The sequence below is a fragment of the Kocuria sp. UBA5001 genome (assembly GCF_002398425.1).
Taxonomy (GTDB): Bacteria; Actinomycetota; Actinomycetes; order Actinomycetales; family Micrococcaceae; genus Kocuria; species Kocuria salsicia.
Map to the genome: position 1 here is coordinate 174,469 of NZ_DGYR01000001.1, position 12,949 is coordinate 187,417.

The 12,949-nt window shown below is 69.8% G+C and carries 10 protein-coding genes and 1 tRNA gene; 4 read left to right on the plus strand and 7 right to left on the minus strand.

Going from position 1 to position 12,949, the window contains the following annotated elements:
• Positions 1 to 51 precede the first annotated feature (51 nt).
• On the minus strand, positions 52 to 1,455 hold the full coding sequence (locus B3G12_RS00805; protein WP_083482427.1) for a glycosyltransferase: 1,404 nt from the start codon (positions 1,453 to 1,455) through the stop codon (positions 52 to 54).
• A 369-nt stretch (positions 1,456 to 1,824) separates the two neighbouring features.
• On the opposite strand from B3G12_RS00805, the gene B3G12_RS00810 reads away from it, so the two are divergent.
• On the plus strand, positions 1,825 to 2,325 hold the full coding sequence (locus B3G12_RS00810; protein ID WP_055084339.1) for a DUF2505 domain-containing protein: 501 nt from the start codon (positions 1,825 to 1,827) through the stop codon (positions 2,323 to 2,325).
• A gap of 111 nt (positions 2,326 to 2,436) precedes the next feature.
• Complete coding sequence (gene nhaA / locus B3G12_RS00815) at positions 2,437 to 3,732, plus strand: Na+/H+ antiporter NhaA (RefSeq protein WP_290498613.1); 1,296 nt, start codon at positions 2,437 to 2,439, stop codon at positions 3,730 to 3,732.
• 262 nt (positions 3,733 to 3,994) lie between these two features.
• Here nhaA and pth read toward each other — a convergent pair whose 3' ends face one another.
• Positions 3,995 to 4,582 carry an aminoacyl-tRNA hydrolase gene (gene pth, locus B3G12_RS00820; protein ID WP_055084335.1) on the minus strand — a complete coding sequence of 196 codons (588 nt, stop codon included), beginning with the start codon at positions 4,580 to 4,582 and terminating at the stop codon, positions 3,995 to 3,997.
• Between the two features lie 126 nt (positions 4,583 to 4,708).
• Positions 4,709 to 5,338 carry a 50S ribosomal protein L25/general stress protein Ctc gene (locus tag B3G12_RS00825; RefSeq protein WP_290498614.1) on the minus strand — a complete coding sequence of 210 codons (630 nt, stop codon included), beginning with the start codon at positions 5,336 to 5,338 and terminating at the stop codon, positions 4,709 to 4,711.
• Between the two features lie 645 nt (positions 5,339 to 5,983).
• Here B3G12_RS00825 and B3G12_RS00830 point away from each other — a divergent pair.
• Positions 5,984 to 7,465, plus strand: coding sequence for a sugar transferase (locus tag B3G12_RS00830; protein ID WP_290498615.1), 1,482 nt, complete (start codon positions 5,984 to 5,986; stop codon positions 7,463 to 7,465).
• A 338-nt stretch (positions 7,466 to 7,803) separates the two neighbouring features.
• Positions 7,804 to 9,498 carry a GH25 family lysozyme gene (locus B3G12_RS00835; RefSeq protein WP_290498616.1) on the plus strand — a complete coding sequence of 565 codons (1,695 nt, stop codon included), beginning with the start codon at positions 7,804 to 7,806 and terminating at the stop codon, positions 9,496 to 9,498.
• Between the two features lie 95 nt (positions 9,499 to 9,593).
• On the opposite strand, the gene B3G12_RS00840 is transcribed toward B3G12_RS00835, so the two are convergent.
• The 4 genes from B3G12_RS00840 to B3G12_RS00855 all read right to left on the minus strand — a co-directional run.
• Complete coding sequence (locus B3G12_RS00840) at positions 9,594 to 10,574, minus strand: ribose-phosphate diphosphokinase (protein ID WP_144942352.1); 981 nt, start codon at positions 10,572 to 10,574, stop codon at positions 9,594 to 9,596.
• A gap of 60 nt (positions 10,575 to 10,634) precedes the next feature.
• Positions 10,635 to 12,110, minus strand: coding sequence for a bifunctional UDP-N-acetylglucosamine diphosphorylase/glucosamine-1-phosphate N-acetyltransferase GlmU (gene glmU, locus B3G12_RS00845; protein ID WP_145010541.1), 1,476 nt, complete (start codon positions 12,108 to 12,110; stop codon positions 10,635 to 10,637).
• A 65-nt stretch (positions 12,111 to 12,175) separates the two neighbouring features.
• Positions 12,176 to 12,247, minus strand: a tRNA-Gln gene (locus B3G12_RS00850).
• 54 nt (positions 12,248 to 12,301) lie between these two features.
• Positions 12,302 to 12,949 (minus strand): hypothetical protein (locus B3G12_RS00855; RefSeq protein ID WP_290498618.1); only part of this gene is annotated, 648 nt, incomplete at its 5' end.

The following is a 12,949-nucleotide window of genomic DNA, read 5'->3' on the forward strand; positions in this document are numbered from 1 at the left end:
TGCTCCACGAGCGTTCCGTGCTCCCCCGGGCAGTCTGGCTGCCCCGGGTGGTCACCGCGTCGTGGCGCCTTCCACGAGCGGCACCCGCAGCCCGTAGATCTCTCCCAGCCGGCGGCGCTGCACCGCACGGCAGTTCTCCCACAGCGCCTGCCCGGCCCAGCGCGTGACCTCGTTGCGCGCGCGCTCGTCCGTGATCTCCTCCCAGCGCGCCGCGACCTCCTCCGGCGTGTCCACGACAACAGGCAGTCCGGCGTCGTCGAAGACCCGGATCCTGCGCACGATCACCGGAATGTCGTTCAGAGCCGCCTCCAGCACCGTGATCGGGAAGCCCTCCCAGCGCGCCGTGTGCAGGTAGACGTCCGCGCGCTGCAGGTGCCGGCGCACGTCCTCGTGGCCCACCCACCCCGTGACCTCCACGCCGTGCTCGCGCAGCATCCGCTCGACGTCCTCGTCCCCGCCGCCGATCCACAGGGGCCGGACGTCGTGGCCGGCCGCACGGATGGCGTCCACCGCCTGTGCGAAGAACACAGGGTCCTTCTGCGCGGCGAGCCGGCCCGCGCCAGCGAGCACGAGCGGCTCACCGACACCGGGGCGCGGCTTGCGGGCCCCGTAGGAGGGGGCGATGTTCGGCACGTAGACGGTGTGCGGGGCGATCGGCCCCCAGTGGGCCACATTGTTCTCTGCCTTCGAGCAGCCCGCAAGGACGTCCGTGCGGGCCGCGAGCGCCCCCTCCAGCAACCAGTACCCAAGCCGGGTGGCACGCGAGCGGTCCAGGCGCGAGAAGGACCACGCGTGCGGCGTGTACACCTGCTTGATCCGGGACAGGGACAGGTCCACGTACCTGTTATTGGTCAGCTCGTGGACGGCGCGGGACCACCGCGCGGCGCCCGAGCCGCGCCGAGCGGGGCTCCCCGTGCCGGACGCGACGCCGCCGCCTCCCCCGCCTGCCGCAGGCTCCAGGCCCGTACCGCTCAGCAGGTACCCCTGGCGCTCGGCGCGCGTCGTGGGCGCTCCCGGTGCATTGAGCGGGGAGAGGGTGTCGTTGCGACGCCGCGGCAGGTGCCCGACGGCGAGGCGCGCGTAGACCCCGGCGTAGCTGGAGTGGGAGTGGATGACATCCGGCTTGACCTCCCTGATGGCCCAGCGCGTGGCGGTGATGTTCGCCAGGTGTCCCCCAGGCAGGGAGCGCACCGATGAGAAGTCATCGTCCCAGTTGGTCTCGAGGTTTACGGCCTCGGGGCGCAGGTTACACAACAGGTGGTGTTCGCACTCGGGCGTGGCACGGGCGTAGTCCCGCACGGCCGCGGCGACTCCCCCGCCAAACGCCTCGACCACGTGCAGCACCACCGGCGGGTGGCCGGGACTGCCGCCCCCGGCCGTGGTGGCGATGTCGTCCACGCACGTCGGAGCGCGGTCCGGTGCCTGCCCGGCCGACGTCGGTTCTTGCAGATACATGAGTCCCCCGATGACTTCACGCCCGCCGGAAAAATTGCGGCGCGCCCCTGAGAAAAGCGCAACCTTGCGCCTGCGGCGGGATCCCCATCCCGCCGGGACCGGCTCCTCCGCGAAGACTCTGCGGGGGCCGATACCCAGTCTAGGGAGCGGAAGCCGGGCTATCCTGCGTTCGAGTGCATCATCACTGCCCCTTCTTTGGCGGACAGTAGACCGGGCCCGCCTGCACCTCCGAGTGGGGCCCGGCAGCGCCTGCTCCGCCCGTGCGGCGGGGCCCCATGCGACTCACGCGATTAGGATGAGGGCAGTAGCCCGTACGGGTGCACGCCCGCACGGGGGCCCACGCCCCTGAACCGACCCAGAAGGAGCACCATGTCCGTCAACGCATCCACCACCATCAAGGCTCCCGTGGACACCGTCCTGAAGACGTTCGTGGACGAGATCTTCGTCCGCCACGTCAGCGACCGCGCCGGCACCGAGCTCGAGTCCTTCGAGGTCAACGGGGACACCTCCACCGCGTTCACGGTCACCACGGTGCGCAGCATGGGCTCGGACAAGCTGCCGGACGTTGTGCAGAAGTTCGTGAAGGGCGGCGTGAAGCTGACCCAGGTGGACACCTACGACGCCCCCGCGGCGGACGGCTCTCGGACCGTGCGCACCGAGATCAAGGCCGGCGGGCTGCCCGTGGGCGCCACCGCCCAGCAGAGCATCAAGCCGCTGGGCGAGAACGAGACCTCCGTGGAGGTCACCGGCGAGGTCCAGGCCAACATCCCGCTGGTCGGCAAGAAGATCGCCGCCGCCGCCGAGCCCTACATCGGAAAGGCGCTCACCCTGCAGGCCCGCGAGGCCGAGGCGTGGATCTCCAAGGGCTGAGTCCCCCACTGACAGGACGGTCGGGCTGCGCACACGGCGCGGCCCGACCCCTTTCCATTCGACACGACGATCGCGGTTCACGACCGAACCACGCGACGGGAGCTTTTTGTTGTGAGTACGGACACGCAGACGCCCTCCGAATCCGGCGGATCCACCCTGAGTTTCCTCCGCAAGGACACCACCGGTGGCCTCTTCCTGCTGATCGCCACGGTGCTCGCCCTGGTGCTGGCCAACTCCCCCTGGAGCGATTTCTACTTCGGGCTGCGCGACGCCGAGGTGGGCCCCGGCGACGTGGCCGGTCTGCAGCACACCGTGGGGCACTGGGCGGCGGACGGGCTGCTCGCGGTGTTCTTCTTCCTGACCGGCCTGGAGCTCAAGGCCGAGTTCGTGGACGGCGAGCTGCACAACATCCGCAAGGCGATCCTGCCCGTGGTGGCGGCCGCTGGCGGTGTGCTGGTGCCCGCGCTGATCTTCCTGGGGGTCAACCTCGCCTCCCGCGGTGAGCCCACGGCGCTGCACGGCTGGGCGATCCCCACCGCCACGGACATCGCGTTCGCCGTCTCCGTGCTGGCAGTGGTGGGCTCGTCCCTGCCCGTGGCCATGCGCACCTTCCTGCTCACGCTGGCGGTCGTGGACGACCTCATTGCCATCGCGATCATCGCGTTCGTGTACACCGAGAGCGTCAAGTTCCCGTTCCTGATCGGGGCGGCCGTGCTGCTCGCCCTGTTCTGGTTCCTCACCCACAAGTACATGACCTGGTTCATGGACAAGCACTGGGCCGCGTGGGTCATCCTCCTGCCCATCGGTCTGGTGACCTGGTGGCTCGTGTACGAGTCCGGCATCCACGCCACGATCGCAGGCGTGCTGCTGGGCTTCATGGTCCCTGTGCTCAAGGAGAAGCCGCGCATCATTCGCGAGGAGGACCCCCGGCTGGGCCTGGCACCCGCCCTGGAGTACCGCTTCCGTCCGCTCTCCAATGCCGTGGTCATCCCTGTCTTCGCATTCTTCTCGGCCGGCGTGGCCGCGGGTGGTCTCAGCGGCATCAAGGACGCCGCCATGGATCCGGTGGCCCTGGGCATCGTGGCCGGTCTGGTGCTGGGCAAGCCCATCGGCATCTTCGGGGCCGCGTGGTTGATGGACCGGTTCACGTCCGCGGAGAAGGACAAGGACTACACGTGGCTCGACATGCTCGGCATGACATTCGTGGCCGGCATCGGCTTCACCGTGTCCCTGCTGGTCGCGGAGCTCAGTTTCGGCGAGGGCAGCCCCCACAGCGACCACGCCAAGGTGGGCATCTTGTGCGGCTCGCTCCTGGCGGCCGCAATCGGTGCGGCGTTCGTGGCACCGCGCAACGCCAAGTACAAGGCGATGCGCGCGGCGGGCAACGACCCCGACACCCTCGACTGACTGCCAGGTGGGGCGTCCCCGCCCACCACGTGCGAGCGCGGCAGCAGTCCTCCGCCGCACATGAAAATCGACGGATCCATCCCAGGATCCGTCGATTTTCATGTTCAGCGCGCGCCCCTGCCACCTCGGCACCCCTGCAAGAACTGAGCAAGTGCACGTTGGGAAGCCCCGGAGTGCACATGCTCAGTGTTGGCAGGGCCAAAGTTGCGCCCGGGCGACCCCAGGCACCGAGTGCCGCCCGGGTGCCGCCTCCGGCGCCCGTTCAGGCCGGGTTGCGCGCGTGGAAGTGCTGCTGCGCCTCGGTGAGGCCCTGTTCGGTCAGCATCTCCACGGCATCCGCGGCATCGGAGACCAGCAGAGGCAGCTCCTTCGCCTGTGCCCCGGAGAAGCGCTTGAGCACATAGTCTGCGGTGTCCATCCGCCCCGGGGGCCGCCCCACCCCCACACGCACCCGCACGTAGTCCCGGCCACCCATGGCCTTGGTGATGTCGCGCAGGCCGTTGTGCCCGCCCTCGCCGCCGCCGCGCTTGAGCTTGACCGCACCGAACGGGAGGTCGACGTCGTCGTGCACCACCACGAGGTCCTCCAGTCCCAGGGAGTAGTACTTCGCCAGCGCACTCACCGGCCCCCCGGAGACGTTCATGTAGCTCAACGGCTGAGCGAGCACGAGGCGCGGCGACCCGGGGCGCATCCGCGTCTCGGCAACGGCGGCCCGGGCCCTGTGTGCGGAGAGTTTCTCCCCCGCCCGCTGCGCGAGCTCGGCCACGACCATTGCTCCGACGTTGTGGCGCGTTCCGGCGTACGCGTCGCCGGGATTGCCCAGTCCCACCACCAGGGTGCGGTCCGTCATCTCGTTCTCCCTCTCCTCGAGCCCTCTGTGAAGCCCCCGCAACGCCGAACGGCGGCAGACACACCAGGGTGCCTGCCGCCGCACGGGCCGCGCCGCACCCTGGCGGGCGCGACGAACGGGTGGTTCCTACTCGTTGTCCTCGGACTGCTCGGCGGTCTCCTCGGAGCCCTCGCCCTCGGACTCCTCGTCGGTCTCCGGCTCCTCGCCGAGGTCCTGCTCGACCGGCTCGGAGACGTTGACGACCAGCAGCTCCGGATCGGAAACCAGCGTGACGCCGGAGGGCAGGGTGACGTCCGCGGCGTAGATGTGCTCGCCGGGCTCGCGGCCCTCGATGTCGATCTCGAAGTGCTCGGGCACCTTCAGGGCGTCCGCCTCGATCAGGAGCACGTTCTCCTCGAGGTTGTGGACGGCGGTGGGTGCGACCTCGCCCGCGACGGACAGGGGCACCTCGACCTCGACGCGCTCGCCGCGGCGCACGGTCAGCAGGTCGATGTGCAGGATCTCGGGGCGCACCGCGTGGCGCTGAACCTCCTTGATCATGGCCAGGTGGCCCTCACCGTCCACGTTGATGTCGAGCACGGCGTTGGGGTTGCGGGACGCGAGCATCATCTCGTGACCCGGCAGGATCACGTGCAGCGGCTCGGCGCCGTGGCCGTAGATCACGGCGGGGATCTGGTCGTTGGCGCGCACGCGGCGGGCGTAGCCCTTGCCGAACTCGGTGCGCAGCGTCGCGGGGATGGTGATGACGTCCACCATGGTGGGTCTCCTTCGATCGTGGGTCCGGATGGTCACCTCGGACCGTTCGGGGCTCCGGTGCTCTCGCACCGCGTGTCCGAACGACTTCCGATCGACGTGGTGCGGCACCCCACTCGCGCTCCCCGGGACGTGTTCACCGGGGTGGCGGATCGGGATCCACAGGCCGTCGTCGATAACGGGGCAGGGTCCTACCCCCTCGCCTTGGCAACCTGCCCACACTACCACGACGACGACGCGCGCCCGCCGCCCACGGGCCCCTCCCCCGCTGCCGCGGGGACCGCCGTCGTCGCCCTCCGCAGGGCCTGCACACGTGCGCCGCCCTCGCGCCGTGGAGACGGCGGGGCGCGGGCTCCAGCCGGGGTGCAGGCACCCGCCGCGGCCGTGTCCCCCACTCGGAGGCACGTGACCCCCAACCGGGCCACGAACCCCGCGATCCCGCCCTGTCAGATGTCCACAATTGCGTACCGAATCATGCATTTCGGCAGTATCCGCCCACGTGGGAGAGTATATTCGGCGCTTAGCGGGCGTAAATCTCGGGGGAGATGAACACCGTGGTGCGGGGCCGCCTCTGACTCGGTCAACGCATCTGAGCGAGCGCGTGGGGTGTCTCGCCGTCGAACGGTTCTGGGGGAAGGTTCGTCGACCGTGTTCCAAAAAGCACAGCACAAGCACAGGCACGTCTCGTGGCGGCACAGCTACCAGCAGAAGCTGCGGCTCTACGACACCGTAGCGCTGCTCCTGGCGGTGAGTCTCGCCCAGGCGCTGCGGTTCGGCTGGCTCCAGGGCCTGCTGCACGTGGACACGCTGCTGCCCGTGCCGTACTGGTTCGTGGGCCTCGTGCTCGCGGTGGTGTGGTGGGGCTGGCTCGAGCTGCGGGGCACGCGCGAGGTCCGGCTGATCGGCAACGGCGCCGAGGAGGCCAAGCAGGTGGTCACCGCCTCGCTCACGCTCTTCGCGGCCATTGCAATCGCCTCCTACGCGCTGGACGTGCCCACGGCCCGCGGCTACATCCTGATCGCCCTGCCGGTCGGCACCGTCGTGCTGCTGGCGGGTCGGATGACGGCTCGGCGCCAGCTGATCCTGCGCCGCGCCAAGGGCCAGAACATGTCCCGCACCATGGTCGTGGGCCGCTTCCCCGGTGCCGTGGAGCTCGTGGGCGAGCTGCAGGAGCGTCCGGACGCCGGTTTCGACCCCGTGGCCGTCTACATGCCCACGTCCCACCACCGCCTCCCCGCTTCGCTCTCCTCGGTGCGGCTGCCGCACAACGCCCTCGCGGCGCAGGACCGCCCCAGTGTCTCGGGCATCGTGCAGGCGTGCCGTGAGCACGACGTCGAGACCCTGGTGATGGCCGCCGCCGTCCCCCTGAGCACCACGGAGATCCGGCACCTGGGGTGGGCGCTCGCGGACGAGCGGATCCGCCTGGTCATGAACACCGGCCTCACGGACATTGCCGGGCCGCGCATCCACACGCAGCAGCTTGCTGGTCTGCCGCTGATCCACGTGGCCACGCCCCGGTTCACCCGCGCCAAGAAGACCGTCAAGCGCCTGATCGACATCGTGGGCTCACTGACCGCACTGGTGCTGCTCTCGCCGGTCATGATCGGGCTGGCCGTTCTGGTCAGGGCGCACGACGGCGGGCCCGCCCTCTTCGCCCAAGAGCGCGTGGGCATCGACGGCACCCGGTTCCGCATGCTCAAGTTCCGGTCCATGTACGTGGACGCGGAGGAGCGCAAGGCTGCCCTGCTGGCCACCAACGAGTCCGAGGGCGGGGTGCTCTTCAAGATGAAGGACGACCCCCGCGTGACGAAGCCGGGAACGTGGATGCGCCGCTACAGCCTGGACGAGCTGCCCCAGTTCATCAACGTCCTCAACGGCACCATGTCGCTGGTGGGCCCACGCCCGCCCCTGGCCAGCGAGGTGGACAAGTACGAGCAGCACGTCTACCGCCGGCTGCGGGTCCGCCCCGGAATCACCGGCCTGTGGCAGGTCTCGGGCCGTTCGGACCTGGACTGGAACCAGAGCGTGCGCCTGGACCTGTACTACGTGGAGAACTGGTCCCCGGTCCAGGACCTGGTCATCATGCTGCGCACCGTCCGCGCGGTCTTCGCCTCGGACGGCGCCTACTGAGCGTCACCCGCACCCCGCCCGTCGAGGACGCCGCTCTCCCACCACGGGGAGGGCGGCGTCCTCCGTCGTGGGCCCGCCCGAGCCGCCGCAACGGCGCCCGGAGCACCGCGACGGCATCCAGGGCGCCCGAGGCCATCGGCAGTGCCATGAGGGCCTGCTGGGCCGCGGGGCCTCGGAAATCGAAACTTTTCCGTCCCGAAATGACTCCGTTATCAATCAGGGGACGCAAGATACATCGATTTTCATGGTGAACATTTACACTTTCTAGTGCGTCCCCCCAGGTCACTCCTCTTCCCCCCATCGAGTGGCTTTCCCCCCACGCAGTAAAGGCATCACGCATGATCTCCCCCAGACGATCCGTCCTGCCCGCCGCCGTCACGGCCGCCGTGCTGACACTGTCCACCCTCATGCCCGCCGCAGCGGCGGACGACCCGCACGAGAACCTCAACCCCGCCAAGGGCGACGTGGTTTCCGTGGAGACCAAGGAGCTCGCGACGGTGGTCGAGGACCCCAAGCTCCCGGCCACTCCCCCCAAGACCGGTGACAAAAACCCCGGCGCCACCATGGGCCAGAAACTGAAGTCCATGGCGGACACCACCAAGCTCTCCGGCGCCTCCGAGAAGGAGGTGGAGAAGGTGACGGCCACGGTGCTCGGCTCCGACGCCGCCTCCCCCAGCGCCACGCCGTCGGGCAAGGCGTCCGACAAGGCCACCGGAAAGGCCTCGGCGGAGCCCACCACGGACGCGACGTCGTCCTCCTCCGCCCAGGCGGCCGGGCCCACGGCCGTGGGCCCGGCGGGCGCGATGTCGCTGGTGATCCGGGCCAGCACCTGGCGCCCTGCGGGCATCGCGGGCATGGACGTCTCCGGCTGGCAGCCCGCCATCAACTGGAGCGCCGAGTACAACGCGGGCGCGCGCTTCGCGTACGTGAAGACCACGGAGGGCATCAACTACCGCTCCGAGGCGTTCAACGACCAGTACACCGGTTCCTACGCGGTGGGCATGAACCGCGGCGGCTACCACTTCGCGCTGCCGTCCCAGTCCTCCGGAGCGGCGCAGGCGGACTTCTTCGTGAACAACGGCGGAGGCTGGTCCGCGGACGGGCGCACCCTGCCCGGGCTGCTGGACATCGAGTACAACCCGTACTCGTCCCTGGGCAACACGTGCTACAACATGTCCGCCGCGCAGATGAACACGTGGATCAAGTCCTTCTCGGACCGCTACAAGCAGCGCACCGGGCGCCTGCCCGCCATCTACACCACCACGGACTGGTGGCAGACCTGCACGGGCAACACGTCCCAGTTCAACAACCACCCCCTGCACCTCGCGTCCTACGGCGTGGCCAGCCCGGGGCGGATGCCCAACGGCTGGTCCACCCACGACATCTGGCAGTTCACGGACAACGGGCCGTTCTCCGGCGACTCCAACGTCTATGGCGGGTCCTGGGCGCGGTTCGCCTCCCTGGCATCCTCCAGCTCCTACAAGCCCCTGGGTGGCCGCGCCTCCGGGTACAGCGTGAGCGGCGGCATCGGGGCCGTGTACAACTCGACGGGCGGCGCCGCCACGTGGGGCTCCCCGGTGACGGGCGAGGTCAACGCCGCGTACGGAGGGCGCTACCAGGAGTTCTCCCGCAACGGTGTGAAGTCCACCGGGTACTGGCACAGCCGCACCGGGGGGCACATGCTGCGCAACACCACGAGCATCGGCAAGAAGTTCATCTCCGCGGGCCGAGAGCGCGGTTACGGCTTCCCCCTGAACCAGGAGCGCAGCACGAGTGGCGGCGCCTACCAGGTCTTCCGAACCACCGCGGGCAAGAACACCAAGGTGATGTGGAGCAGCCGCACCGGGTCCCACGCCGTCAAGGAGTTCGGCGCGATCGGACAGCGCTGGGCCAAGGCCGGCATGGAGCGCGGCTACGGCTTCCCCACCACGGACGAGTACCGGGCGGGCACCGAGGTCCGCCAGCAGTTCTCCAACGGCTACATGATCGGCTACGACACCGCGACCGGTGTCACGCGGGTGGTCAGGCTGTGACACGCGGCTGATCCCACCGCGCCAACGATGACGGCGGGCGGTCCCCTGGTCCGGGGACCGCCCGCCGTTCTCGTGCACCCGCTGGGCGGGCCCGCTCAGGAGTTGCCGTTGAACAGGCTCGTGACCGAGCCGTCCTCGAAAACCTCCTGGATGGCCCGGGCGATCAGGGGCGCAATGGAGAGCACCGTGAGGTTCTCGAAGGTGTTCTCCTCGGGCACCGGCAGGGTGTCGGTGACCACGACCTCGTCCGCCCCGCAGTTGGCGAGGCGCTCCACGGCCGGCCCGGAGAACACGGCATGGGTGGCGGCGATGATCACGTTGGTGGCGCCCTGGTCCTTGAGGACCTGCACCGCGCCGGTGATGGTTCCGCCGGTGTCGATCATGTCGTCGATGAGCACGCACGTGCGGCCCTTGATGTTGCCCACGACCTCCTTGGAGACCGCCTGGTTGGGCACGGTGATGTCACGGGTCTTGTGCACGAACGCCAACGGTGCACCGCCCAGGCGCTCAGCCCACTGCTCGGCCACGCGCACGCGGCCGGTGTCTGGGGAGACCACGGTGACGTTGTCCACGTCCACCGCGGAGCGCACGTAGTCGCTGAGCAGCGGGATGGCCATGAGGTGGTCCACGGGGCCGTCGAAGAAGCCCTGGATCTGCGCCGTGTGCAGGTCCACGGACATCAGACGGTCCGCTCCGGCGGTCTTGTAGAGGTCCGCGATCAGGCGGGCAGAGATGGGCTCGCGGCCGCGGTGCTTCTTGTCCTGGCGGGCGTAGGGGTAGAAGGGGCTGACCACGGTGATGGACTTGGCGGAGGCCCGCTTGAGGGAGTCCAGCATGATGAGCTGCTCCATCAGCCACTGGTTGATGGGTGCGGGATGGGACTGGATGAGGAACGCGTCCGCACCGCGCACCGACTCGCCGAAGCGCACGTAGGTCTCGCCGTTGGCGAAGTCGTACGCGTCCGTGGGAACCAGTTCCGTCCCCAGCTCGCTCGCGATGCTCTGCGCGAGTTCGGGGTGCGCCCGACCCGAGAGCAGAACCATGCGGTTCGAACCCGTGTTGGTGATGCCGGTCATGTGGACTCGCTTTCCTAGGATTCCTGCTGGATCACTTGCTCGCGCAGCGTGCGCCCGGGCTCAGGCGTGGTCGTTGCGGTCGGACTGGGTGGCGGCCTCCGCCGCGCGGGCGGCCGCCGTGCCGGGACGGTGCCTCTGCACCCAGCCCTCCACAATGACCTGCTTGCCCTCGGTCAGCACCAGGGCGCCCGCGGGGACGTCCTTGCGCACCGTGGTCCCAGCGCCGGAGTAGGCGCCGTCCCCCACGGTCACGGGTGCCACGTACATGTTGTCCGAGCCCATGCGGACGTCGTTGCCCACGGTGGTGTGGTGCTTGGCCACGCCGTCGTAGTTGACGAAGACGGAGGCGGCGCCGATGTTCGAGTTCTCCCCGATGGTGGCGTCCCCCACGTAGGACAGGTGCGGGACCTTGGAGCCGCGGCCGATCTCGGCCTTCTTCGTCTCCACGAACGTTCCGATCTTCGCGTCCTCGCCCAGGACCGTGCCCGGGCGCAGGTAGGCAAAGGGCCCCACGATGGAGCCGGCGGCGAGCTGCGCATCGCTGCCGTGGGTGCGCACCACGGTGGCGCCACGACCCACGGTGACGTCCGTGAGGGTGGTGTCCGGGCCCACGACGGCGTCCTCTCCCACCACGGTGCGCCCGTGGAGCTGGGTGCCGGGCAGCACGGTGCTGTCCGCCTCGAGCTCCACGGTGTCGTCGATCCACGTGGTGGCGGGGTCCACGATGGACACCCCGTTGCGCATGTGCCGCTCGAGCGTGCGCTGGTTCAGGTAGCGGCCGAGGGCGGCGAGCTGGACGCGATCGTTGGCGCCCTCGAGCTCCATGTAGTCCGCCATCTTCAGGGCGTCCACGCGGTGGCCGGCCTCGCGCGCCAGGCGGGGGACGTCCGTGAGGTACTTCTCCGCCTGGGCATTGTCCGTGTCCACGCGGGACAGCGCGTCGCGCAGCACAGCGGCGTCGAACGCGAAGATCCCGGAGTTGACCTCGCTCACGGCACGCTCGGCGTCCGTTGCGTCCTTGAACTCCTTGATCCCGGTGAACTGCCCGTCCGTGTCCCGCAGGATCCGGCCGTACTTGCCGGGTTCCGGGTGGTCCGCGCTCAGCACGGTCACGGCGTTGCCGTGGGCCACGTGGTGGGAGGTGAACTCGCGCAGCGTCTGCGCGGTAAGCAGGGGGACGTCCCCGTAGGTCACCAGCACGGTGCCGGTCACGGGGATCTCGGCGTCCAGGACGTCGAGCCCGGCATCCACGGCGGAGCCGGTGCCGGGGACGTCCGACTGGTCCGCGATCAGCACGTCCGCGTCCAGCTCGCCGATGTGCTCCGCCACGAGGTCCCGCTGGTGACGCACCACGGCGACGACGCGCTGCGGCGAGAGCTCCCGCGCCGTTTTCAGTGCGTGGCCCACCATGGACCGGCCGCCGATGGGGTGCAGGATCTTGGGGACCTTGGACTTCATGCGGGTGCCCTTTCCCGCGGCCAGGACGATGATTGCGGCGGGGGTCTCCCCACCTTCCACGGTGTCAACGGTGCTCACGGAGCAGACTCCTCTGGTTGCTCGTGAGGCGGTGGGGGGCCATCTGCGCCTCGATGTGTCGTGCGTTCCGCCACTAGGACTCGAACCTAGACTCACGGCTCCAAAGGCCGGTGTGCTGCCAATTACACCATGGCGGAGCATTGCGCCCCGCGGGGTGCAACACACGTGTGTGCCCGCGGGCACACGAGAGGTCACTTTATCATCCGGTCATCCGCCGTCAGCACGGTGATCACACTCCCCAGGGCCCGGCACTCCCGGTATCCGGGCAGGGTGCGCAGCAGCTCGGCGTCGTCCTGTGCGCGCAGTCCACGCACCAGGACCGGAGCGCGGGAGGCGGCCCGGCGCACCACGGCCCAGGAGTCGTCGTCTGGCTGTCCGGCGGCCCGCGAGCGCGAGAGGTCCCACGCCAGGGAGGTGGTGCCCCGAGCGCTGACGTCCAGGGTGCCCTGGTCGTGCTCGCGGTCCAACAGGGCCAGCAGCATCCCCACCTCGTCCACCTCGGCGCTGTTCTGCACCATGAGCCGCACGCCGCGGTCCGAGGCGGCCTCAGCGAGCGCGGCGAGCATGGAGTAGAGGCGCTGGCGCTGGCGGCCGCGGTGGGCCACACCTCCCAGCGCGAGGACGAGCATGCCCGCGCCGACGCCGCGGCACAGGTCCAGGGCGTCGTCCACGGCGGCGATCACGCCCTCGTCCGGGATGTCGTCGTCCACGGCAACGGGGGCGCGCAGCAGCAGCGGATCGGCCCCGGCCGCCCGCAGCCGCTCCCCGGCCTGGCGGCGCACCACGGAGCCCATCTGCGGGCCCACCGGGCGGTCGCCGCCGATCGTGATCTCCACCGG